Annotated in this window: 25 protein-coding genes; 13 read left to right on the forward strand and 12 right to left on the reverse strand. The window is 39.5% G+C overall.

Annotated features, from left to right (window positions below):
* Positions 1 to 96: 96 nt before the first annotated feature.
* Both MKI79_RS05765 and map read right to left on the reverse strand, forming a co-directional pair.
* Positions 97 to 1,176 carry an OmpW/AlkL family protein gene (locus tag MKI79_RS05765; RefSeq protein ID WP_241571099.1) on the reverse strand — a complete coding sequence of 360 codons (1,080 nt, stop codon included), beginning with the start codon at positions 1,174 to 1,176 and terminating at the stop codon, positions 97 to 99.
* 344 nt (positions 1,177 to 1,520) lie between these two features.
* Entirely contained in the window at positions 1,521 to 2,348 is an 828-nt protein-coding gene (gene map, locus MKI79_RS05770; RefSeq protein WP_241571100.1) for a type I methionyl aminopeptidase, read from the reverse strand.
* A gap of 300 nt (positions 2,349 to 2,648) precedes the next feature.
* On the opposite strand from map, the gene rpsB reads away from it, so the two are divergent.
* The 6 genes from rpsB to ppk1 all read left to right on the forward strand — a co-directional run bounded on the left by rpsB (position 2,649) and on the right by ppk1 (position 8,822).
* Positions 2,649 to 3,404: a 30S ribosomal protein S2 gene (gene rpsB, locus MKI79_RS05775; RefSeq protein WP_241571101.1), complete on the forward strand. Its 756-nt coding sequence runs from the start codon at positions 2,649 to 2,651 to the stop codon at positions 3,402 to 3,404.
* 199 nt (positions 3,405 to 3,603) lie between these two features.
* Entirely contained in the window at positions 3,604 to 4,479 is an 876-nt protein-coding gene (tsf, locus tag MKI79_RS05780) for a translation elongation factor Ts (protein WP_241571102.1), read from the forward strand.
* Positions 4,480 to 4,654: 175 nt separating this feature from the next.
* A complete protein-coding gene (locus MKI79_RS05785) occupies positions 4,655 to 4,828 on the forward strand; it encodes a hypothetical protein (RefSeq protein WP_241571103.1) in 174 nt (57 codons plus the stop codon).
* Positions 4,829 to 4,876: 48 nt separating this feature from the next.
* Entirely contained in the window at positions 4,877 to 5,266 is a 390-nt protein-coding gene (locus MKI79_RS05790; RefSeq protein WP_407651567.1) for an Mpo1-like protein, read from the forward strand.
* 223 nt (positions 5,267 to 5,489) lie between these two features.
* Positions 5,490 to 6,167 (forward strand): monofunctional biosynthetic peptidoglycan transglycosylase, encoded by a 678-nt coding sequence (gene mtgA, locus MKI79_RS05795; RefSeq protein ID WP_241571104.1) that lies wholly within the window; start codon positions 5,490 to 5,492, stop codon positions 6,165 to 6,167.
* Positions 6,168 to 6,734: 567 nt separating this feature from the next.
* Complete coding sequence (gene ppk1 / locus MKI79_RS05800; RefSeq protein ID WP_241571105.1) at positions 6,735 to 8,822, forward strand: polyphosphate kinase 1; 2,088 nt, start codon at positions 6,735 to 6,737, stop codon at positions 8,820 to 8,822.
* Positions 8,823 to 8,912: 90 nt separating this feature from the next.
* Here ppk1 and MKI79_RS05805 read toward each other — a convergent pair whose 3' ends face one another.
* A complete protein-coding gene (locus MKI79_RS05805; RefSeq protein WP_241571106.1) occupies positions 8,913 to 10,148 on the reverse strand; it encodes a pyridoxal phosphate-dependent aminotransferase in 1,236 nt (411 codons plus the stop codon).
* A gap of 165 nt (positions 10,149 to 10,313) precedes the next feature.
* Between MKI79_RS05805 and msrB the strand changes: the two genes are divergently transcribed.
* Both msrB and MKI79_RS05815 read left to right on the forward strand, forming a co-directional pair.
* Entirely contained in the window at positions 10,314 to 10,733 is a 420-nt protein-coding gene (gene msrB / locus MKI79_RS05810) for a peptide-methionine (R)-S-oxide reductase MsrB (protein ID WP_241571107.1), read from the forward strand.
* Complete coding sequence (locus MKI79_RS05815; protein ID WP_241571108.1) at positions 10,730 to 11,209, forward strand: glutathione peroxidase; 480 nt, start codon at positions 10,730 to 10,732, stop codon at positions 11,207 to 11,209. Before msrB ends, MKI79_RS05815 begins: the two co-directional genes overlap by 4 nt.
* A gap of 69 nt (positions 11,210 to 11,278) precedes the next feature.
* Here MKI79_RS05815 and MKI79_RS05820 read toward each other — a convergent pair whose 3' ends face one another.
* Positions 11,279 to 12,283, reverse strand: a complete 1,005-nt coding sequence (locus MKI79_RS05820) for a hypothetical protein (protein WP_241571109.1) — start codon at positions 12,281 to 12,283, stop codon at positions 11,279 to 11,281.
* Between the two features lie 103 nt (positions 12,284 to 12,386).
* The gene (locus MKI79_RS05825; protein ID WP_241571110.1) at positions 12,387 to 13,367 is read right to left on the reverse strand and encodes an alpha/beta fold hydrolase; all 981 of its coding nucleotides are present in this window, start codon (positions 13,365 to 13,367) and stop codon (positions 12,387 to 12,389) included.
* Between the two features lie 410 nt (positions 13,368 to 13,777).
* Between MKI79_RS05825 and MKI79_RS05830 the strand changes: the two genes are divergently transcribed.
* The 3 genes from MKI79_RS05830 to MKI79_RS05840 all read left to right on the forward strand — a co-directional run bounded on the left by MKI79_RS05830 (position 13,778) and on the right by MKI79_RS05840 (position 17,184).
* Positions 13,778 to 14,389, forward strand: coding sequence for a carbonic anhydrase (locus MKI79_RS05830; protein WP_241571111.1), 612 nt, complete (start codon positions 13,778 to 13,780; stop codon positions 14,387 to 14,389).
* 229 nt (positions 14,390 to 14,618) lie between these two features.
* On the forward strand, positions 14,619 to 15,005 hold the full coding sequence (locus MKI79_RS05835; RefSeq protein ID WP_241571112.1) for an SCP2 sterol-binding domain-containing protein: 387 nt from the start codon (positions 14,619 to 14,621) through the stop codon (positions 15,003 to 15,005).
* A 436-nt stretch (positions 15,006 to 15,441) separates the two neighbouring features.
* Positions 15,442 to 17,184 carry a hypothetical protein gene (locus tag MKI79_RS05840; RefSeq protein WP_241571113.1) on the forward strand — a complete coding sequence of 581 codons (1,743 nt, stop codon included), beginning with the start codon at positions 15,442 to 15,444 and terminating at the stop codon, positions 17,182 to 17,184.
* A gap of 98 nt (positions 17,185 to 17,282) precedes the next feature.
* On the opposite strand, the gene MKI79_RS05845 is transcribed toward MKI79_RS05840, so the two are convergent.
* The 3 genes from MKI79_RS05845 to MKI79_RS05855 are packed head-to-tail and all read right to left on the reverse strand — an operon-like array spanning position 17,283 to position 18,706.
* Complete coding sequence (locus tag MKI79_RS05845) at positions 17,283 to 18,095, reverse strand: thiazole synthase (RefSeq protein ID WP_241571114.1); 813 nt, start codon at positions 18,093 to 18,095, stop codon at positions 17,283 to 17,285.
* 10 nt (positions 18,096 to 18,105) lie between these two features.
* Positions 18,106 to 18,303: a sulfur carrier protein ThiS gene (thiS, locus tag MKI79_RS05850; protein ID WP_241571115.1), complete on the reverse strand. Its 198-nt coding sequence runs from the start codon at positions 18,301 to 18,303 to the stop codon at positions 18,106 to 18,108.
* Positions 18,304 to 18,343: 40 nt separating this feature from the next.
* Positions 18,344 to 18,706 carry a DUF423 domain-containing protein gene (locus tag MKI79_RS05855; protein WP_241571116.1) on the reverse strand — a complete coding sequence of 121 codons (363 nt, stop codon included), beginning with the start codon at positions 18,704 to 18,706 and terminating at the stop codon, positions 18,344 to 18,346.
* Between the two features lie 166 nt (positions 18,707 to 18,872).
* Here MKI79_RS05855 and MKI79_RS05860 point away from each other — a divergent pair, with 166 nt between their 5' ends.
* A complete protein-coding gene (locus tag MKI79_RS05860; RefSeq protein WP_241571117.1) occupies positions 18,873 to 19,385 on the forward strand; it encodes a hypothetical protein in 513 nt (170 codons plus the stop codon).
* A 46-nt stretch (positions 19,386 to 19,431) separates the two neighbouring features.
* Here MKI79_RS05860 and rpoH read toward each other — a convergent pair whose 3' ends face one another.
* The 4 genes from rpoH to MKI79_RS05880 form a co-directional block, all read right to left on the reverse strand.
* Positions 19,432 to 20,301 carry an RNA polymerase sigma factor RpoH gene (rpoH, locus tag MKI79_RS05865; RefSeq protein ID WP_241571118.1) on the reverse strand — a complete coding sequence of 290 codons (870 nt, stop codon included), beginning with the start codon at positions 20,299 to 20,301 and terminating at the stop codon, positions 19,432 to 19,434.
* Between the two features lie 131 nt (positions 20,302 to 20,432).
* Positions 20,433 to 20,726, reverse strand: a complete 294-nt coding sequence (locus MKI79_RS05870) for a sulfurtransferase TusA family protein (protein ID WP_241571119.1) — start codon at positions 20,724 to 20,726, stop codon at positions 20,433 to 20,435.
* Positions 20,723 to 21,445, reverse strand: a complete 723-nt coding sequence (locus MKI79_RS05875) for a UDP-2,3-diacylglucosamine diphosphatase (RefSeq protein ID WP_241571120.1) — start codon at positions 21,443 to 21,445, stop codon at positions 20,723 to 20,725. The genes MKI79_RS05870 and MKI79_RS05875 overlap by 4 nt, the downstream gene beginning before the upstream one ends.
* 158 nt (positions 21,446 to 21,603) lie before the next feature.
* Entirely contained in the window at positions 21,604 to 22,113 is a 510-nt protein-coding gene (locus tag MKI79_RS05880) for a peptidylprolyl isomerase (RefSeq protein ID WP_241571121.1), read from the reverse strand.
* A 191-nt stretch (positions 22,114 to 22,304) separates the two neighbouring features.
* Between MKI79_RS05880 and MKI79_RS05885 the strand changes: the two genes are divergently transcribed.
* Positions 22,305 to 24,029, forward strand: a complete 1,725-nt coding sequence (locus tag MKI79_RS05885) for a glutamine--tRNA ligase/YqeY domain fusion protein (protein WP_241571122.1) — start codon at positions 22,305 to 22,307, stop codon at positions 24,027 to 24,029.
* Positions 24,030 to 24,032 lie beyond the last annotated feature (3 nt).

Genomic DNA, 24,032 nt, shown 5'->3' on the forward strand with positions numbered 1-24,032 from the left:
TAGGTCGAATATCTCAGAAAGAGAATTTTACCTTAGATTTTGCAAATTATAGAAAAAAAGCACTCTGAAGAATGCTTTGATTAACGATGCAGAAAGTTAGAATCGCATACCAATACCTGCATAGGCGAGTAGAGGATTAATTTCAATGTCGCTGGTCGATTTGATCAGTTGTCCATATTCCTCATCAGATACGGTGATCGTAGACTCTGTAGTCAGATGTGCATAGCTGACAGAACCAACCGCAAACCACTTGTCATTAAAGTCATAAGTAAAGCCGATCGTGGCTACAGGAGCGATGGCATCTTCAGATTCAAGTGATACTTTTGGATTGGCAGTACTTTCTTTTTTATCCAATGACGCACCTGCTTGACCTGCCTTAATGTTGGCGATCATATGACCTGCGTCAATCAAGTCTTTTTCAGTTTGGTCATTTAGCTCAAGTTCATTGAAATACGCATACATCAAACCTAAGCCAACATATGGGCGAAATTTATTGACGCCAGTTTTGCCAAAGTGATATTGAAACTCAAATGCAGGTGTCCATGCACGTGCAGAGGCAACAGGACCATATGCTTCAAGATCAGTGATGAGAATATCGTTCTTCATGTCGATAGACTCAAGTGGCAAACCAAGTAGCTCTGGTGTTGCTTTGGCAGAAAATGGTGCGTAAATTTTACCTTTACCGTTGATGTCAACTTTCGGTGGTACGCCCGCTTTCATTTCGAAAGAGATATTATCGGTAAAGAAGTAGTTACTCATAATACCGAGTGTTGTGACATCTTCTGCTTCTAAGCCTGTATTTGGATTATCCCATTGCTCAAGCCCATAGATTTCAGCAGAGCCACTTAATGCAGCGGGTAATGTATCGATGTTTAGACCATCTAAGAGGTCAATAATTGCGGTTGTTGAATTCGAATCCATGTTTGGATCTAAATTGTTTTTTACTGCTTCAATGGAAATATCACCAACCTTAGCAGCTTCACCATCTTTGACAGCAGTGTTAACTCGGATAGGCTGTGCTTTGCCCTGAGGCATAACATGAAGCGCACCAACAGATACGGAGAAGCGTTTAAAGCCATCACCATCATGCATACTAAATAAAGGAGAATCCGCCTGTGCAATCACTGGGAGGCACATCAAACTGCTCGTGGCGATAGTTAATAAGGTCTTTTGCATTCAAAACTCCGTTTTTGCAAGTTGTTATTCATTTTGTAGGGCATATTATTTGTTCAAACTTGCAATTACACTGTCATCAAATCGCAAAGAATGTTAAACCTCAGGTCACAAAGTATAGGAGTTTTATTGCTGAAAATGACGAGTAATGTATTTTTGTAACTCAATGATATTTCTATTAAAAATAAAATGTAAAAACGTAGTAATCGCTAAGTATTTGATAATACGATTTTTTATGAAAAATTTGTTTTTATAAAAGTAAAAAGGTCATGCTGACATGACCTTTTTGACTGAATGACTTTGGCAGTTACGCCAATGTATTGATTACATTGCAAACTGCATCAAGATTAACCATGAAAACGTGACAAATCTTCTTCAGGGCGGGCAGTTAATACTTCCAGTCCTGTTTCGGTGACTAAGATCGTATGTTCATACTGAGCAGACAATTTATGATCTTTCGTGACTACTGTCCATTTATCACCCAAAGTCTTGGTTTGCCAAACACCTGCGTTGACCATCGGCTCAATGGTAAAAGTCATGCCTGCTTCTAAGCGCATACCAGTGCCTTTTTGACCATAATGAAGCACTTGCGGATCATCATGAAACACAGTGCCGATGCCATGACCACAATATTCACGGACGACGCTAAAGCGTTGGCTTTCTACATACTTTTGAATGGCATAGCCAATATCACCGACAAATGAACCTGCACGAACCGTTTCCATGCCGATATACATTGCTTCTTGTGCGACTTTGCATAGACGATCAGCCAAGATAGTCGTTTCACCGCCGACCACATACATCATATTGGTATCGCCGTGATAGCCGTCTTTAATCACGGTGACATCAATATTGAGAATGTCGCCTTTTTTCAAGACTTTATTATCTGCTGGAATACCGTGGCAGACCACGTGATTGACTGAAGTACAAATACTGTGCTGAAAAGCTGGACGACCATGACCACCACCGTAACCTAAACACGCAGGAATGGCATTTTGCACATTGACAATATAGTCATGACAGCGAGTATCAAGTTCGAGTGTGGTTACACCGGGTACGATGTATGGTTTGATCATATCCAGTACTTCTGCCGCCAGTCGTCCCGCAATGCGCATTTTTTCGATGGCCTCAGGGGATTTAATTAGGCGACTTGGAGCAGATTGATAACTATTCATGATCTATAAAAACTTTTGGTAATTTAAACAAGTCTATGGTATAAAGAGCGCCTTATTTTATCAAATGGTTTTTCGTGTGTTTTTAGGACAAAACATTTTGTTTTGATTTAAATCTCAGGCAAATCTTATTTATTGTTAAAATGATGAATTAAAAATCCGCACATATGTCGACACATTACTCTGGGTGCTTTAATTAAATCAATGTCTTAGAAGGATAAATTCCAATCTAAAACATCAAGATTGAACAAGGTGGAGAATGCGGACATATGGAGGCCTAACCCAAACTTTAAGGTAAAGAAAATGGCAGATTATAACGTAAGTATGCGTGACCTTCTTCAAGCTGGTGCGCACTTCGGTCACCAAACACGTTTTTGGAATCCAAAAATGCGTAATTACATTTTTGGTGCACGCAACAAAATTCACATTATCAATCTTGATAAAACTGTTCCAGCATTGAACGATGCGTTGAATATGGTGAACGGTCTTGCTAGCAAAAAGAATAAAGTTCTTTTCGTTGGTACAAAGCGTGCAGCGTCTAACATCATCCGCGAACAAGCTCAACGCGCAGGTCAACCATACGTTGATCACCGTTGGTTAGGTGGTATGTTGACGAACTGGAAAACTTTACGTCAATCAATCAACCGCTTGAAAGATCTTCAAACTCAATCTGAAGATGGTACTTTTGCGAAATTGACTAAGCGTGAAGCGCTAGAGCGTACTCGTGAAATGGACAAGCTTGAGCGTTCACTTGGTGGCGTAAAGAACATGGGCGGTTTGCCTGATGCGATTTTTGTAATCGACGTTGACCACGAAGCGATCGCAATCAAAGAAGCGAACAACTTGGGTATTCCTGTAATCGGTATCGTTGATACAAACTCTAATCCAGATGGCGTTGATTACATCATTCCTGGTAACGACGATGCGATCCGTGCAGTAACTTTGTATGCTTCTGCAATGGCGAATGCAATCTTGGCGGGTAAAGAGTACGCTCAAACTCAGTCAAATGCACAAGCTAAAAATGAAGCGGCTGCAGAAGACGCATCTCAAGAAGCGTAATTGCTTTTGCGCTTAGTCTAAAAGGCTTTTTGCCGTTGTGATGTCATTTTAATGTTGTAACTTAAATTTTTCATTATAGTGACATGCAAACAAGACAGACTAAGCGCACAAAAGAAACGACTCCTGAAGTCGTTTTTTACTAATCGCTTTTTATTAAAAGATTTTGTTTTAAATCAATCATCCGAATTAGGAGAATGACATGACTGCAATTACTGCAAGCATGGTAAAAGAATTACGTGACCGTACTGGTCTAGCAATGATGGAATGCAAAAAAGCATTGGAAGAAGCGAGTGGCGACATCGAGCTAGCGATTGATAACCTTCGTAAATCTGGTCAAGCAAAAGCTGCTAAAAAAGCAGGCAACATTGCTGCTGACGGTGCGATCACGATCGTACAAGAAGGCAATAAAGCACTTCTTTTAGAAGTAAACTGCCAAACTGATTTCGTTGCTAAAGACGAAAACTTCAGTAACTTCTCAAATAAAGTTGCAAATGCTGCACTTGCTGCTGGCGAAACTGATGCTGCTAAAATCGCAGAACTTAAACTTGAAGATGGTACAACTGTTGAAGAAACACGTATCGCTTTGGTTCAAAAAATCGGTGAAAACATCCAAGTACGTCGTGCAAAAATCGTTGAAGGCGACAACTTGGCTGTATACAAGCACGGTTTGAAAATCGGTGTAGTAGTATCTTACACAGGTGATGCGGACACAGGTAAAGGCTTGGCGATGCACGTTGCTGCATTCAACCCAGTTGCAGTATCTGCTGAAGACGTTCCTGCTGACCTTGTTGCAAAAGAGAAAGAAATTGCAGAAGCGAAGGCTCAAGAGTCTGGCAAACCTGCAAACATCATTGAAAAAATGGTTTCTGGTTCAGTAGAAAAATACTTGAACGAAGTATCTCTTGATCGTCAAATGTATGTGATCGACAACGACAAGAAAGTTGCTGATGTATTGAAAGCGACTGGTACGACTGTTGCACAATTCGTTCGTTTCGAAGTAGGCGAAGGGATTGAGAAAAAAGCTGAAATGAGCTTTGCAGAAGAAGTTGCTGCTGCTCAAGCTGCTGCTAAATAAGCAGACTGCTTTTAAAAATGGAAAGATTGCCGAAATAAACTTCTAAAAATATTTTCATTTTGACCCAAAGGACTGAACATTGATCATGTTTAGTCCTTTTTATTTCTAATCAAACTATGTTAGCGTAGTTGTTAGCATAATATCCATGAGCTAAATCATTACAGGTGTTATAGTGATGAAGAAGAAAGTAGCAATCAAACTGCCATTCCCAATGCCATCGCAAAGCGATGACCAACAAGCACTCGATGCGCAAGATACACATAGCCATGTGCGTCCGAAACCTGAACAATATGCGGATCGGACATGGATGCCGCCACGTGGTACACGTCGTTCAATGGGTAAACGCTAATTTGATGTTTGCAGTGTGATTGAGTACGGATTTTAAGGAGAAAATCAGATGAATATGAAACAGGATTTCAGTGCATACCAAGCACCTGAGCATACTGAAAAACTACAAATGCCGATCAAAGATTATCAGCAGTTTTATCGTTTTTATCTCACAGAACATCATGACCTGAATTGTCGCCGTTTACATTTTCTCGGTAGTAGTTTAGGTCTTTTAGCGTTTTGTAAAGCGATTAAAACACGTCAGAAGCGTTATGTCGCTTTAGGTTTTTTTGCGGGATATGCTTGCGCTTGGGTAGGTCATTTTGTTTTTGAAAAAAATAAGCCTGCGTCATTTAAGCAACCGCTATATAGCTTCGTATCAGATTGGCGGATGTATTATCACATTGCGACAGGTCAGATTAGTTTGACTGATCAAGCGAAGGATAAGTTTCCGCACTAAAATTATTGACGATGATTTCTGATAGTGATTTTAGACATGATTTTAGAGATTATTTTCTAAATTTTAAATCTGTAAAAATGAGAACTAGACAGCCATGTGTGCCTAAATTTGCCAAATGGCTGTTTTTATGTCATGAATTTTGGTTAGAATGTTTGAGCCTGCAAAATGTGTGGGCTTATTTTTTGATAATTGATTCACTTTGAAGTGCTAGATTTAGATTGATATGAAAAAATTTATTCTTCGTTTATTACTGTTTTTTGTTTGTGCGGTGCTGTTGGTACAAATTTGGATTTTCACCAGTTTGGCGTATTGGCGTTTTTTCCCAGTGGAATCAACCATGTTTATGCGCACCTACTATCTCACGACACCGAATGCCAAGGTCGTGCATGAATGGAAAGATAGCGAAGATATTAGCGATAACTTCAAACGGGCCGTGATCACCGCAGAAGACGGTCGTTTCCTTGATCATCATGGTTTTGATTGGGAAGGCATTGAGGATGCACTGAAGAAAAATGAGAAAAAGGATGAAGTCGTTGCGGGTGGATCGACAATCTCTCAGCAACTTGCGAAGAATTTATTTTTATTTAATCAACGCTCTTATGTACGCAAAGGTCAAGAAGCCGTTGCAACATGGATGATGGAGCGTATGTGGTCGAAAGCGCGTATTTTGGAAGTCTATGTGAATTCGGTTGAATTTGGTGAAGGGATTTACGGTATCGAAGCAGCAACGCAACATTATTATGGAAAAAGTGCTAAAAGCTTAACCAAAGATCAAGCGGCGCATCTTGCATCAATGCTTCCAAATCCACGCTATTACCAAGATCATGATCCTGATGGCAAATTTAAGGCACGTAAGCGAATGATTTTACGCTATATGCAATATAGTCACTTGCCGAATTAATTCATCTTTATAAATTCAAATTGAATAATTATGTTTAGAGTAAAGAACTATCTGATTTATCTTATATTGGATATTTTGTTGTGTAGTGTCTTTGCTTATCTTTTTTACTTAAAGGATTCAGAAATAAATATTGTCATTCTGATGCTATGTTGTATTTTTGGCATCATTTTTATGCCTGTGGTCATTCGAAGATTACCTATTTTTAGCAAATACTATGTGATCAGAAAGCCAAATATTGTGTATGCACATCGAAAATTAAATCATGCTGAGGAAAGAGCTGCGCCTGTAATGTGTGCATTGTTAACAGCATGTGTATTGGCACTATTCTTTTACTTGATTCAATATTCACATGATTTTCTGGTTTATTGCTTTATTGGTGGTATCGCCGCAGGATTTATTAGTTTTTATTACGAGCCCTAAATTTTAATGTTTTGCATCATTTCACGTAGATAAAACATCTCTATTGATCCAAATAGTTAAATATTTCTACGATTTTTACCGAATTGTCATAATTCTGTCGCATAATAAAGAAAACACTCTCATTGATAAATTTAAGGCAGTCTTTCAATGAACCAAGTAGCATCGAATCCATCAACAGAAGCGACCAATAACTATACCTTTCATGATCGTTATATCAATCGTGAACTTTCAATTTTAGACTTCCATCTGCGGGTTCTTGAGCAAGCAGTCAATCCTGCGCATCCGCTACTTGATCGATTAACTTTTCTGTTGATCTTCTCGAGTAATATGGATGAGTTTTTTGAAATCCGTGTCGCAGGTGTACTTGAGCAACTCTACTTAGGTAATGAAAGCCATAGCCCAGATGGGCTTACGCCTCGTGAAGTGCTTGATCGTATTTCCGAAACTGCTCATGCTGCGATTGATCGTCAATATCGTATATTGAATGAGGAAATTTTACCAAAACTGCGTGAAGAAAATATTTGTTTTCTCAAGCGTGATGAGCTGACCGATGAACAGTTAGTGTGGTTAAAGAAATATTTCCAAGAGCAGGTTGCACCTGTATTAACGCCGATTAGCCTTGATCCTGCGCACCCATTTCCTCGGTTAGTGAATAAAAGTCTAAACTTTATCGTTACATTAGAGGGTAAGGATGCTTTTGGTCGTCAGATCGAGCTTGCGGTTGTGCCTGCGCCTCGTTCGTTACCTCGTGTGGTACGTTTACCTGATGAGCTAACTGGTGGGCATGAGCATCATGTGATGTTGTCCGCAATTATTCATGAGCATGTGTCTGATCTTTTCCCAGGGATGACTGCGACAGGATGCTATCAGTTCCGTGTGACGCGTAATGCGGATTTGGCACTCAATGAAGATGTTGAAGATTTGGCGATTGCCTTAAAAGGTGAGCTCAGCTCACGTCGCTTTGGTCGTGCTGTACGTCTAGAAGTCACTGAAAACTGCCCACAACATATTTATGAATATTTACTCGAAGAATTTCATCTAGAAGAATCTGATTTGTATAAGGTCAATGGACCGGTCAACTTAACTCGTTTGATCTCAAATTTTAAACGCCCACACTTGCGTTACAGTGCGCACACGCCAGTGATTCCGAAGATACTGAAAAAGTCTGAAAGTATTTTTTCAGCGATGAAAAAGCAAGACATTTTGCTCCATCATCCCTATGAATCTTTTGCACCAGTAATCAACTTACTTCGTGAAGCAGCTCGTGATCCAAAAGTGTTAGCGATCAAACAGACTTTGTATCGTAGCGGTCCAAACTCTGAAATCGTACAAGTGCTTGCTGAAGCTGCTCGTAATGGCAAAGAAGTCACCGCTGTCATTGAGCTACGTGCACGTTTTGATGAAGAGTCCAATATTGCCGTAGCGAATATTTTACAAGAAGCTGGGGCAGTGGTGGTGTATGGTATTGTTGGCTATAAAACTCATGCCAAAATGATCTTAATTGTCCGTCGTGAAGACAATCAACTAATGCGTTATGTCCATCTTGGTACAGGTAACTATCATGCAGGGAATGCACGGATTTATACTGATTATGGTTTGTTGACCACCAATAAAGAGCTTTCGGAAGATGTGCATCGTGTATTCCAAGAGCTGACAGGTATGGGCAAAACAGTGAAGTTGAAAAAACTGTTACATGCACCATTTACCCTACATCAGCAACTGATGAACTTTATTGACCATGAAATTGCCAATGCTATTGCAGGTAAAAAAGCACGTATCATCGTCAAAGTGAATGCGATTACAGAACAGCAATTGATTGATAAATTGTATGAAGCGTCACAAGCAGGCGTGAAGATTGATTTGATCGTACGCTCGATTTGCTGTCTTCGTCCACAGCTCAGAGGTTTATCAGAAAATATTCATGTGCGTTCGATCGTTGGACGTTTCTTAGAACATACTCGTGTGTATTATTTTGAAAATGATGGGAATCCACGAGTGTACTGTTCAAGTGCGGACTGGATGGATCGGAATCTATTTAGCCGTGTCGAGGCATGTTTCCCAGTTGAAGACCCTGTACTTCGTAAACGTATCATTGAGCAAGGTTTAGAGAATTATCTCAAAGACAATCAACAAGCTTGGGAGCTTCAGCCTGATGGTCAATGGCTAAGTATTTCACCGAAAGAAGGTGAAGAGGTTTATATTTCACAACAAGTATTGTTAGAGCATTTTCAATAAGCTGTACATTTAAAATCCATAAAAATAGAGGCATTAATTTTGAATTATGCCTCTATTTTTTGTTTCAGTTTTTTTATTTCAGCGTCAAATCTAAGCTCTTAATGCCGCAAAGAATCGACCAATACGACTGACCGCTTCACGTAACTCAGTCGGCGCAGGTAAGAACACCACACGGAAGTGATCAGGTGTCGGCCAGTTAAATCCTGTGCCTTGTACCAATAATACTTTCTCTGCACGAAGAAGGTTAAGCATGAGTTCCTCATCATCTTCGATTGGATAAATATTCGGATCAAGTTTCGGGAAACAGTACATTGCACCTTCAGGCTTAACACAGCTTACACCTGGGATTTCATTGAGCATTTCCCATGCAATATTGCGCTGTTCGTACAAGCGACCGCCTGGACGGATCAAGTCATTAATCGACTGATAACCACCGAGCGCAGTTTGAATCGCATATTGCGCTTGGACATTGGCACACAAACGCATTGAAGCAAGCATGTCTAAGCCTTCGATAAAATCTTTTGCTTTAGATTTATCACCAGAGATTGCCATCCAACCCGCACGGAAACCTGCAATACGATAAGACTTTGATAAACCATTAAATGAAATGCACAGCAAATCTTTAGCGATTGATGCAACCGATACATGCTCAATACCGTCATAGATGATCTTGTCGTAGATTTCATCAGCAAACAAAATCAAATCGTGCTTACGTGCCAATGCCACGATCTGTTCTAAGATATGACGTGGATAGACTGAACCTGTTGGGTTGTTTGGATTAATAATCACAATACCACGTGTATTGGCTGTGATTTTCGATTCCATATCGGCAATATCAGGATACCAACTATTTTCTTCATCACATTTGTAATGAATCGCTGTGCCGCCTGATAGATTCACCGCAGCGGTCCATAGTGGATAATCAGGCATTGGGATGAGCATTTCATCGCCATCATTGAGCAAACCTTGCATCGACATCACGATGAGCTCAGACACACCATTACCGATATACACATCGTTGACGTGTAAATCTAAAATGCCTTTTTGCTGATAATACTGACACACGGCTTTACGTGCAGGGAAGATTCCTTTTGAATCAGAATAGCCAATCGCATTCGGTAGATTGAGCGCCACATCATTGATGATCTCTTGCGGTGCTTCAAAACCAAATGGCGCAGGATTGCCAATATTCAACTTGATAATACGGTGACCTTGTTCCTCCATCTCATTGGCGGCTCGTAACACAGGTCCGCGAATATCGTAGCAAACATGCTCCAATTTAGCTGATTTTTTAATTTCCCGTGTATAACGACTTTGAGTGGACATGACCTTTTCCAGTAATTTCCAATGAATGAATGTAAGGCGAAAGCAAAACATCGTTAAAAGTTTTACTCATTTTCATATATTTACACTAGCAATTTTTATTTCAGTAGCGTAAATATAAGATGTGCAATCATGACATTTTCAACACAAGAATGAAAGGAGCGGACAATGGGAAAAGTCAATAAAACAGACCGCGAGTGGCAACGTGAGTTGAGTCCAGAAGAGTTTCGCATCACTCGTCAGAAAGGTACGGAACCTGCATTTACAGGACAATACTGGAATAGCAAAGCAGATGGCGTGTACAAATGCCGTTGCTGCGGTACGCCATTATTCTCTTCAGAAACCAAATATGATTCAGGTTCTGGTTGGCCAAGTTTTTATCGTCCGATCGATCAAAGTAATATCGAAGAACATAATGATCAAAGTCATGGTATGACACGTACGGAGTTGACTTGCCATAATTGTGATGCACATCTTGGGCATGTCTTTGAAGATGGACCACAACCTACAGGTTTGCGCTACTGCATCAACTCTGCGTCTTTAAAATTACAAACACAACAAAATGTCGATGAGGACAATTATCCATGAGTCATATTTATCAATTTGAAGCGGAGCTCTTAGAGGGTGGGACGCAAAGCCTATCTGAATATGAAGGTAAAGTAATTTTGATCGTCAATACAGCGAGTAAATGTGGATTTACACCGCAATTTCACGGTTTAGAAAATGTCTATGAAAAGTATAAAGATCAAGGTTTAGTGGTACTTGGCTTTCCCTGCAATCAATTTGGTGGACAGGATCCGGGTAGTAATGAAGAAATTGGCGAGTTCTGTCAGCGTAATTATGGCGTAAGCTTTCCAATGTTTGCAAAGGTTGATGTGAAAGGGCCTGAATCACATGCGATCTTCCGTTATCTCACACGTGAAACCAAAGGCTTTATTAATCGCAATATTAAATGGAATTTTACCAAGTTTCTCATTGGTCGTGATGGTCAAATCCTTGGGCGTTATGCACCGACTACTAAGCCTGAAAGCCTAGAGGCGGATATCGAAAAAGCTTTGGCTTAAATGATGAATATTTAGAATGACTTGAATAAGACCAAAGCAGTGCTTTGGTCTTAACGTATTGTGTACGGTTTAATCATGCAAAATAGCATTCACTTCATCAGACGCATAAAATTGCATCAGATAAAAACGAATACGATCGGATAAATATCCATCATTCACCAACTTTTCAATAATCGGTAAGCACAAATCCGCAAGCTCTGAACGCAGTAAATCCTGATCAACATTGATGTCGGCAAGCACTTTGGCAAATGTATCGTTCTGATGGATGTCAATCCAGTGTGCAACACCCGCAGAAACCTGTTCTTGTAAGTATTCTGTTTGGCGAAGGTGATCCCAGATTTTATGTCCGAGTCCGACAGTATGTGGTAAATCTTCAATCAAAATATAGTTTTTTACAGCACTTAAAGGCGCAACTTTGATGCTATGCCAAAATTTTGCTTGTAGGTGATAAACCTTATCATCATCGAGATATTGGTTGATTAATCGTTCGCTCAAGCTACTAATTTTTGGGAAATTCTTATGTAGATAATTACGTAGATTGTCATCGAGTGAGTTGTCAGAAGCACGCTCCAATACAGATTTTCCAACTTTCATCAAAGAACCCATGCCCGGGACTTTTTTAGTCAGCATGGCATTGTCCATAAAGTCTTTGATACTTTGTTGCACAATATTGGTCATCAGCTCGACATAGGCTGAATTATTCACCAGTTGTTTAATGAGTGTTTTGCGATGCTCCGTTTTTGATGCGATATATTGTGCGATTTCATCAATGGTATTGACGTCGAGTACCGCTTCAATTTTTGTACTTACATTGTCAGGATGATCAAGGGCGAGGGCGATATGCTGTTCAATCAATGTGATAAGACTTGTTGAAGCTTTGGTATTGAGAATCTGCTGTTGTAACAGCGCATACACTTGCGGATGTCGCCAAAGATCGCCAACTTTTTGCTGGGTGAGCCATTCAAAAAATCCCATAAACTCATCAATAATCGTTTGTTTTTGACCTAGTTGTACTTCAATAAATTTGATTTGTGCATCGAGTAAGGCTTGGGCTTTGGGATTGATCGTAGACATATATTCTCAAACGCTCACTGAAAAAGTTGGCACTGTAAGGAAAAGTACAAGAAGAAAAGACTAAAAGAAAAGCCCATCTAAAATGAGCTTTTTCGAATTCGGTTTAAGGTGCAGTTTGCGTGTTTTGCTTTTTCTTTGCAAGCTGAACTTTATTTAAAAACTTGAGATAATCCTGTGCAACTACTTGATCAAGCTCAAGAAGTGGCATATGTCCAACATCTTTATAGATAATTGGTTTTTCGGCATTTTTAAGTAAGGATTGTAATTCTTGAGCGACCTCTTTATTGACGATGCGATCTTGATCCCCCCAAAGAATTAATACAGGTGAATCAATAATACGACCTGCCATCACAAAGCTGTCAGGTGTAAAAGCTTTTTGAATCATGACAATTTGATCAATCACATGTTGCGTTTGTGATGAGTTTTTGATCATTAAAGCTTCTTGTTCCTTCAAAATTTCTTTAGGAATAAATGGAGGGTTTGCCATCGCAAGCTTTAACAACTGATCAAAGTCACCCGATTGATCAACAATGAGAGATTTTAGTTGCGTAGGATCTTTAAGATAAACTGTATTCGCTGTTTTATAGACACCTGCTGCATTCATCAACAATAAGCTATCAATCTTGTGAGAGTACTGCGCACTATAAAGATAAGCAATTGCGCCACCGAGAGAATGTCCTGCAACGTGAATGGAATCATTAATACCTAATGCTTCGGTGAAGCGTTTTAATTTTTCAGTGAGATTGGGTACAGAAGAATCAAAATCTTTTGGAACTTTGGTGTCACCATGAAATGGCAAGTCTGGAATGATGACGTGGTAGTACGGCGTCAAATAGTGTACAACACGATTCCAATTGTCACGTGTGCCAGATAGTCCATGAATCAAAAGAACCGTGGGTTTGCTCGCATCACCGCCTTCACTATAATGCCATTCAATTTCAGCCACTTGTTTTTTCTGACTTTTTAGTCCTGCCCAAGTGCGCTCTTGTTCAAGAATTGAGCTAAATGTGGTATTGATTTGATCATTGGATTTGGCATGTACCGTGCTCAAAGCAGTACCAAAACACATTAAGGTACTGAGCATAAAAATAGATAGAGTAGAACGAATTGGTTTTGTGGTGAGGCGATTTCTAAAATTGCCTAGTCTAATGTTAGCTGGTTTAATGTTAGCTAGTTGAATTTTAGTGCGTTTAATATTGCATTGTTTGTTATGACGTATCTTCGAAATCATTAGGCTATTCCTTAGCAAAATATTCAATTCACTATAATTGAAAATGAGCAGTTTTGTAATTTGCCAAAATTCAATATACTTGGGCAGAATCATCAAAAAGCCATGATATAAGAAGTATTACAGAGAATTTTATTAAATCACTCAATTTGAAAAGAGCATTTATTTCTCGAATAAGTCTTTTGAAAAATAACAAATTTAATCAATGACAACTTTCACTTAGCCTTTTAAAATAAGACACAAATCGAGTGAGGATAGTTTTTGCAATGATCAGTGCACAAGAAGCCCTGCAACGCTTAAAAGATGGCAATCAAAATTTCGTTGAAGGTAAAGTTCAATACAAAAAGCTATCCCATCAACAACGTGCAGATCTTGCAGATGAGCAACATCCTTTTGCTATTATTTTAGGTTGTTCAGACTCACGTGTTCCTGCGGAAATCGTATTTGATCAAGGACTTGGTGATCTGTTCGTGATTCGAGTTGCGGGCAATATTGTTGCGCCTTCACAAGTTGGTAGTGTTGAATTTGCAGCGGAAAGCTTTGGTTGCCCATTAGTTGTTGTGCTCGGGCATAGTCATTGCGGTGCCATCAAATCAACCATTCATACTTTATTGAATCCCAATACGACACATTCTAGCAATCTGATGTCGATCGTCAATCGAGTGCGACCTGCGGTGGAAATGTTGTTTCAAACCGATTTAAAAAATGACGTAGATAAACTCTCTCAACATGCAGTCAAAGCAAATGTATTTGCTTCGGTTAATCAGCTACGTCATGGTTCGGCAGTATTGGAAAACCTCACTCAACAAGGAAAATTGGTGATTGTAGGTGCTGAATACTCATTGGAAAAAGGTGTGGTTGAGTTCTTTGATTACTAATGAAGATAAAGGTAGTTTGGAAAATTCCATATAAATTTTCTAAAATTGCTACACAATGTAATCAATTGACCGAAAAAATGAATCCAAAGTTATAATTTGGCTATGGTAATCCGTGCTTGTCGTGTTATAACAAGTGCGGACAGATCAACTTGTATCGACTTACGCAAACATCGTGGGCGATCTACAGGATTGATAAAAGTGATTCAACAAGGAAAAACGAGGAATACACATGCCTGCTTTTTTATCTGAAGATTGGTTTAATACTGTAGAGCAACTGACTGCTGAAGCAGGAGATTTAAACTTGCCACCGGCACTACAAAGCCTTGCGCTTAACTTAGTTGTTGGCAATGCAGATGGTTCAAATACTGAGCTTGCTTTGGACGGCGGTAAGATTCAAAAAGGTCTTGCTGACAGTGCGAAAACGACTTTAAACATGGATGCGGATACACTACGTAAAGTATTCCTTGAGTTCGATATGAATGCAGCAATGCAAGCGTTCATGACTGGACAGATCAAAGTGCAGGGCGATATGAGCCAATTGATGGCATTACAAACTGCTCAGCCAAGTGCAGAACAAAAAGCATTGTTCAAAAAAGTATTAGAAAATACCAACTAATATTGCCGAATAACAATGAGAAGCCATGTAAGATCACTGATTTTACATGGTTTTTTTATAGTTAAAGTTGAGTAGGGTTTGTTGACATTTCAACCATGCATTGCGTTATAGGCTAAAATCACATAAACAAGGCATGAAACGTAGGGAATGGTTACTCCCTTGCCAAGTTTCATAACGAAGTTTATGGCAATTTTAGCCATAACCTTTCAGGACAAGGATGCTTTTTGACGCTACGTCGTTATGAATGAATCATTTAGAATGACTAAATTTCTTCATTCCTGGCTAGTATCGCCTAAAAAGCATCCATTGTCGCAAGCATCTGTGAAATGCCAACAGACCCTAAAATACGAAGTCATAGATTAACTGAAAAATAGACAATTTATGTAATATAATGATAACATCATCACACAAAATTAATCTTGTGTGAGGTGGTGTCATGTCACAGTATATTCCGTATTTGCTACGTATGGATTTATTGCAAATCGATCCTCTTTTGGACGTTGACTGGCGTACTCGTTTAGAAACTATTTTTACAAAAATTGATGATGAACATCTCAAAGATGAGATAGATCGTCAGATTTTACAGACCAAAAGTATTACTTGGTCCGCTCAGAATAATCATTTTGATTCAAAACCTGCGATCAGCTTAGATAAGCTGAAATACACCATGGAAGATGATGTCAGGATATTAAATATTCTAGATCATATTATTGAATCGCTTGGCTTTATTGAAGAAAATAACAACGCAATCTTCTTTGCTGAATATGTGGAAAATATTGTTCGACAAATTAATGCGATTGACTCAGAAGATGATATCAGTCTCGGCGATAAGCTTTATCAAGTGAAGAAAAGCTTTTTGTATCAAATCGCTGAAATGGTTAAAGATAAAAATTTTGAGATTCCCAAAAATACACGTGGTATGACGCAAGAAGAACTCAAAGTCTATATTTTAGAAGTGTATATCAAACATGAGCTCTTAGATTATTGGTTCAAGCGCATGAGTAGCTATGAAATCAGTAATGAAGACAATATGTACTTCAAATATATTATTCGTAAAGAAGCAACCATTCGTAAATTTTCTGTGGTAAAAACCAGTAAATATTATTTCCTCGTTGCTCCTGGGCGTAGCTTTGATGAGAATAATTTCTCAATTCGTCGCTATTTGCTTGAGCAGACTGTTGAGTATAGCCCGAAAGTTTATATCTATGCCTTGGCATTGCCTTTGGTTGCTTCTGATGAGATGAATGATATTAAGAAGTTTAAATTCTTGATCTCAAATATGGTGACAGTGGAATATAACTTAAATCAATCTGTGGTCGATTTTGTCGCAAATACTCAAACAGCGTTTAACAATCAAATCATGCCGATGTTTACCCAACCGATCGAGTTTAAAGATAGCAATATTGATCTGATCGTAGGGAATCATCTGTCGAATATTGAGAGTCTGATCCATTCGATCATATTGAAACCGTTAAAAGAGGCGATGAATAGCTTTATTACACATCAAGATGAATATGATTATGTGTATCACACGATCAAGCATATGTTCCAAGACATGATTAACAGTTTTGATGTGTTTAAACAGCAACCACTTTTATTCTTAAATACACAGGTACAAGTATTCGGCTATAAGATTATTTCTTATATGAAAATGCTTGAGCGCCGTCGTAGTGATTTGTTTGTCAATATCAGCGCCAATGATTTAAGAATGATTGGTGATGTTGCTAAACAGCCATTAGATTTGTTGTTTGAAAGTTTTGATAATAAAATGAGTTGGTTTCGTGGATTGCAACTCGAACTCAAAGAGATTGAGCGTAATCAAGGTGCACCAAATAAGAAAAGTGCTTTGGCAGGATTCTTCTCTGGCCGAAATCAAAGTTTAAAACGCTATCAAGAGATTTATCATGAAATGATGGTGATTAAAAAATCTGCTTTTCATGATCTGATGAATATTCCAAAGCAATATAAAAACTATTGTGTAACGATCGTTGAGAATAAGAAATCATTTTCGCTTGAAGGTGATAATGTATTCTTAGCTTTTAATCAGGGTGAAACGGGTATTGATAAGTTACCGATCATGTTTAAAGTCCAAAAAGACTTGTCGGATTTTAACCTTGAAACCGTGTATAGCCGTTTGAAACGTAGTGTTTTGGAAGCTCAGCCTCGTTTGCCGAATTAATTTAAATATACATTGTAATGTCAAAAAACTGCGCTGGAATACACCGCAGTTTTTTATTTTTGCCTTTTAGATTATCGCTTTAAATGATCACAGAGTGATTATTTAAAGAAATAACCTGTTTCAGGTGAGCTGGCATTGGCGAAGCGTTTACGTGGCATACGACCAGCGAGAAATGCTTCACGTCCTGCTTCGACAGCTTTTCTCATGGCACTTGCCATCAAGATCGGTTGCTGTGCTTGAGCAATTGCGGTATTCATCAGCACGCCGTCACAGCCAAGCTCCATGGCTATTGCCGCATCACTGGCTGTACCAACACCTGCATCGACTAAGACAGGTACTTTTGCATTTTCAATAATGATCGACAATGTATGGGGATTCAAAATCCCTAATCCTGAACCAATCAAGCTGCCTAAAGGCATGATGGCAACACAGCCCATTGCTTCAAGCTCTTGTGCCACAATTGGGTCGTCTGAGGTATAGACCATGACATCGAAGCCATCATCAATCAGCACTTGAGCGGCTTTTATGGTTTCAACTACATTGGGATAAAGAGTTTCTTGATTGCCCAAGACTTCCAATTTCACTAAGTTGTGTCCATCGAGTAGTTCACGGGCAAGCTGACAGGTGCGAATGGCACTTTGCGCATCAAAACAGCCTGCGGTATTGGGCAAAATGGTGTATTTCTCAGGTGGAATCACGGACAGTAGATTCGGTTGGCTTGGATCTTGTCCGATATTGACACGACGGATTGCGACAGTGACGATTTCAGCACCACTGGCTTCAATCGCTAAACCTGTTTCGGTTAAATCTTTATATTTGCCTGTGCCGACCAATAGACGTGAATGAAACTCACGTTGTCCAATTTTAAAAGATGAATCACTTGAATGTCCGTACGTTATGTCGTGTTGCATAATATTGCCTTTAACCTCCGCCTACGGCTTGAATAATCTCAATCTTATCATTGTTTTGGATCATGGTTTCCAGCAAACGGCTCTTTGGCACGATCTGTTCGTTCACTTCTACAGCAAAGCGTTTGCCATCAAGTTGTAATGACTGCACCAATTCAAATAAAGTGCTGAATTCTATATTTTGCGCTTCGCCATTTAAAAAAATATTCATGGGTAAATCAATCTTCAATTTTAAAATTAATATGCTCAAATTAATGCTGTTTAAAAGCTTGCCAAGCCAATGTCAACCAGCCAAGAATCATCAATAATCCACCAATCGGCGTAATCGCACCCAAAATACGTGGCATACCCAAACTCATGATGTATAACGAACCACAGAAAAAAATGATCCCGATCTGAATCAATAGAAAAGGTGCTTTGATCGAAAATGAGGGGAGCACTTTAGCCATGATGCCAAGGAGCAACAAACCCAGAGCATGGTAGAAAAAGTACTCAGTCGCCGTATGCCACCATGTCAGCTGTTGTGCATTGGCGATCTTTTGCAAGCCATGTGCACCAAACGCACCGAGCATCACGGCTAAGGCTAAGTTAAGGGCAGCGATACCAATCCACATAGTCGTTCCAAGCAAAGTGCTTAAATGAGTGCGAGTAGTATAGAGGATTGTTATTTATATGCCTATGTACGAATTGCATTTATAGATCAATCTTTATTCCACTTTGCATTTACTTATATTATATTTGAGAAATAAATTAGCCATGTAAATTATTGGAGAATAAGCGATGAAAGGACTTTTGCTCAGTGCCACGTTAATTTTATTTAGCCCTACAGTATTTGCTGAAATTAAGCATTTGCAACCACATGAAAGGCAACAATGCAGTAAGTCAAAAGAGGATGCTGTGAATTGCTTGAATAAGCTAATAGATCTAAATGCGGGCAATGAGCAAACGTATATTTCTGCACTATACGACACACTTGCGATTAAAAGTTATACAAATGAGGCTTGTAAAACTGAAATCAAATTTTCAAGGTCTAGTTTTACACCAGATGTTATTGATTGGGACAAAGTATCTTTGAGGGAACTTGTCGAGCAGAAAAAAAGTACATATCACTTAAAAGAAGTCAATATTCATGAAGTCGATTCGAGTGGGAAGATAATTGGACGAAAAAAGATAAAAACGACTACTGACGAGTTAGCTGATTTTATGATCGAATTAATGTTTGAACTGACATTACTGTGTGATTCAAGTAATTCAAAATTCAATAAATTATTTTTGCCCCAAGCGACAAACTAAATTTGTAAGTTTGAGGAATAGGGCAAAGTTTTAGCAAACCGTTTATTTACCCCGCAGACATTGCGGTTTTGATTTTTTCCATCGCATTTTTTTCAAGCTGACGGATACGCTCCGCAGATACGTTATATTCCGCTGCTAGCTCATGCAATGTCGATTTATTATCATCCAACCAACGACGTTGCAAGATACTGCGTGAACGGTCATCGAGCTGTTCCATCGCATCATGTAGGGCATTGTTACTTTGCTCTTCCCAGTCTTCTTCTTCGACAAGACGAGCAGGGTCATAACGATTGTCCTCAAGATACAATGCAGGCGCAGTGTAATGACTTTCATCGTCATCATCATTTTGCGCTTCGAATGCTGCATCATAAGCCGTCAGACGACCTTCCATTTCCAGTACTTGCTCAGGCGTCACATTGAGATCATTGGCGATCGCTTGCGCTTCTGCAAGTGTGAGCTTTTTACTAGACTTTTTTAGACTACGCAGATTAAAGAACAGTTTACGCTGTGCTTTAGTCGTTGCGACTTTGACGATACGCCAGTTACGGATCACATATTCGTGGATTTCCGCTTTAATCCAATGCACAGCAAACGACACTAAACGTACGCCCATCGTCGGGTCAAAGCGTTTGACTGCTTTCATCAAGCCGAGATTGCCTTCTTGAATCAGGTCGCCTTGTGGCAAGCCATAGCCTGCATAGCTACGTGCAATATGAATCACAAAACGAAGATGCGACATCACCAATAGCTTGGCAGCATCAAGGTCTTGATCATAATAATAACGGTCGGCAAGTTCTTTTTCTTGCTCCGCAGTGAGAATCGGTATTTGATTGACCGTACTAATATACGCACCGAGATTTACACCAGGTGCAGTCAATGACAGGGGCATCAATTGGTTGCTACTGTCAGTGGCCATGTAAGCTCCTTGATAGGGATGAAATTCCCAAAACCATATAATAATTAAACCTTAAGCACATGTAAGTAGGATTACGTGTAAATGTGTAAGTAATTAATGCGATATGGTGTGCATTGTAAAATTTAAAAGGGTTATTTTTCAATATAATAGTGAAATTCATCATCAACGATCATTTGCTGGACAATTTTCAATTGTTGTATCTGACAAAAATGCGCCAAATCTTGTTGGCTATTCGGATCAGTCGCTTTGATTAAAATCATTATTTTTGAGTTTGAATTTTCACTAGACGATAGATTTTTATCAATGGTTTTCAATAATCGCTTGAGCATCAGAATAGGCATCGGGCAAGGCTGATTGCGTGCATCAACGGTATAATCGGGTGTGAGATTCAAAGCGTTTTGCCCTGTATCAGTTTCCATATTCATTCAAACTGCCAATCAAAAAATGAAAAGTCTTGCGCTGATTTTAACAATAAAATCTTGGCTGTGCCTGTATCTTCTCGCCAATCGCCAAGCACAATACGTTGTTTGATATTTTCTAAACTGTGAATCGCAGGGCGATGGGTGTGACCATGTATCAATAAATCAACATTTTGAATTTGTTTAACGACTTCAGCTTGATTGACATCGACAGGTTGGTAATGTGCATTCTGCTGGCGGTTTTGGCTTTTTTGGCGGGCATAATCCGCAAGACGACGTTTCAGATAAAATGGAAAAAGTTTTAAAAAACCAAGTAAGATAGGATTGCGAATAATGCGTTTAAAGCGTTGATATTCCACATCATCGGTGCAGAGTGCATCGCCATGTTCGAGGCGGACGGTTAAGCCTTGCCATTGATAGATATATGGTTCTTGCAGTAATTTTCCACCAAAACGATCTAAGAAGCGTTGCCCAAGTACAAAGTCACGATTGCCACAGAGGAAATAGACTTGATTTCCAGTTGCAGTAAACTCACGGAGCTGCTTGATCATTGGTAATAGCCAATCGCTTGGATCACGATCGGAAAGCCAGACATTAAACCAATCTCCGAGAATATACAGTTCGGTCGATTCAGATTGATAATGTGCTAATAACGATAAAAACCCTCGAATTAATCGAGGGTGATCATCAGATAAGTGCAGATCAGCAATGAATAATTGTTGCATGATAATTTCAGCCAAGCCTCTTTATGATTAAAAATAGAAACCCTCCCTAACCCTCCCTTAAAAAGGAGGGAACTCCTCCATGAGGAACACTGTTCCGCAAGAGGGAAGATTGGGTGGGGATTAATATGTCATCTCATATTAGAGTTAGGAGGGATTATTTATTCAGCAATAATTTTTGCAGATTCGATCACCACATTTTCAAGTGGTACGTCTTGATGATAGCCACGGCTACCAGTGCGCACTTTTTTGATCTCAGCGACAACGTCTAGACCTTCAACCACTTTACCAAATACTGCATAACCCCAACCTTGTGCAGTTTTGCCAGTGTGGTTTAAGAAGCTGTTGCTTTTTACATTAATAAAGAATTGAGCAGAAGCAGAGTGTGGTGCTTGGGTACGTGCCATTGCAATCGTACCTTCGTCATTGCTTAGACCATTGTCCGCTTCATTTTCGATCGAATCACGCGTCGATTTTTCTTTGAAGTTTTCATCAAAACCACCACCTTGAATCATAAAGCCATCAATGACACGGTGGAAAATCACACCATCATAAAAGCCTTCACGTACATACTGTAAAAAGTTCTCAGCAGTCACTGGTGCTTTCTCGGTATTGAGTTCAAGTACGATACGACCTTTGTTGGTGTTAAGTTCAACTTGAGGAAAACTCATTTATTCATCTCCTGATCATGGATTTTCAAAAAAGCCATGTGTTTTTGGTTGTGAGAAGGATAAGCAAACTGTAAACTTCATAGCAAGTAAAAAATACAAAATTTCACGGTTTTAAATTGATATTTCTAATCAATTTGTCGAAAATTTGTATGAAAATTTATTTCTTCCACCAATTTTAGTGATGTATGACTATGAGTTCAAATGATCTTGTTCAAAATGTGCCAAATACTTCTTCCGCAAATCAAAATTTTGCAGCAGATCAACAGGCACAGCAACAGCAAGCAGGTTTGGACTTTATCCGTCAAATCGTAACAGATGATGTCAAAGCAGGACGCACTGATTGCGTGGTGACTCGTTTTCCACCTGAGCCAAATGGTTATCTACACATCGGTCACGTCAAAGCGATTTGCCTAAACTTTAGTATCGCCGAAGAATTTGGTGGGAAATGTAATCTACGTTTCGATGACACCAATCCAGATGCAGAAGAACAAGAATTTGTTGATGGCATTCAATCAGATATTGAATGGTTGGGCTTTCATTGGGACGGACAGCCTCGTTATGCATCGAGCTATTTTGATCAGCTTTATCTCTGGGCTGTAAAATTGATCAAACAAGGCGATGCCTATGTTGATCTGCAAACACCAGAAGAAATCAAGCTGAATCGTGGTAGCTTCGTCGAAGTGGGTAAAAACTCACCGTATCGTGATGCTACGGTTGAAGAAAACCTCAGTCGTTTTGAACAAATGAAAAATGACGTAATGGGTGAGGGCAAAGCGGTACTCCGTGCCAAGATCGACATGACAAGCCCGAATGTGCATCTGCGTGATCCAATTCTCTACCGTGTACTTGATAATGAACATCATCAAACTGGCGCACATTGGAAAATCTATCCAATGTACGACTATGCACATCCTTTGTCTGATGCGATCGAAGGCGTGACGCATTCTTTATGTACGCTTGAATTCGTCGATCATCGTCCGTTTTACGATTGGATTGTTGAAAAAGTCCATTCGGAAGCTGTGCCACGTCAGTATGAATCTTCTCGTTTAAATGTGTCATATACCATTACCTCAAAGCGCAAATTGCGTCGCTTAGTCGAAGGTAATTTTGTAAAGGGATGGGATGACCCACGTATGCCGACGGTGGTGGGTATGCGTCGTCGTGGATTTACCGCAGATGGTTTGCGTGACTTTTGTAAACGTGTTGGCGTATCAAAAACAGATGGTATCGTCGATGTCGCAATGCTTGAATTCTGCATTCGTCAATCACTGGAAAATACCGCATCCCGTGCTATGGCAGTGCTCAATCCGCTGAAAGTGACTTTAACAAATTTGCCTGAATCGATGATTTTAACGCAAAAACGTCATCCAAATGTCGATATGGGCGAACGTGACATTCCACTCACCGATGTGATTTACATTGATCGTAAAGATTTCGAAGAAGTCCCACCTAAAGGATTTAAACGCTTAATTCCTGATGGTGAAGTACGTTTGCGTCATGCTTATGTGATCAAATGTGATGAAGTGGTGCAAGATGCAAATGGCGAAGTGATTGAACTGAAATGTTCAGTTGATGTCGATACTTTGGGTAAAAATCCTGAAGGACGCAAAGTCAAAGGCGTGATTCACTGGGTGTCTGCGGAAAAAGGTGTCCCTGCGGAAGTACGTATTTATGATCGTTTATTTAGCTCGGAAGACCCTGAAGAAGGCGAAGATTTCTTAGACAATCTGAATCCTGATTCATTGCAAATCGTCCAAGCTGTGATTGAGCCATCGTTGGCACAAGCGAGTCCTGAAGATCGCTTCCAGTTTGAACGTGAAGGCTATTTTGTCGCAGATCGCTATGATCATACAGCGGAAAAACCTGTGTTTAACCGTATTTTGGATTTGCGAGATAGTTTTAAACCTGAGAAATGAAAA

The organism is Acinetobacter sedimenti, from assembly GCF_022601685.1.
Taxonomy (GTDB): Bacteria; Pseudomonadota; Gammaproteobacteria; order Pseudomonadales; family Moraxellaceae; genus Acinetobacter; species Acinetobacter sedimenti.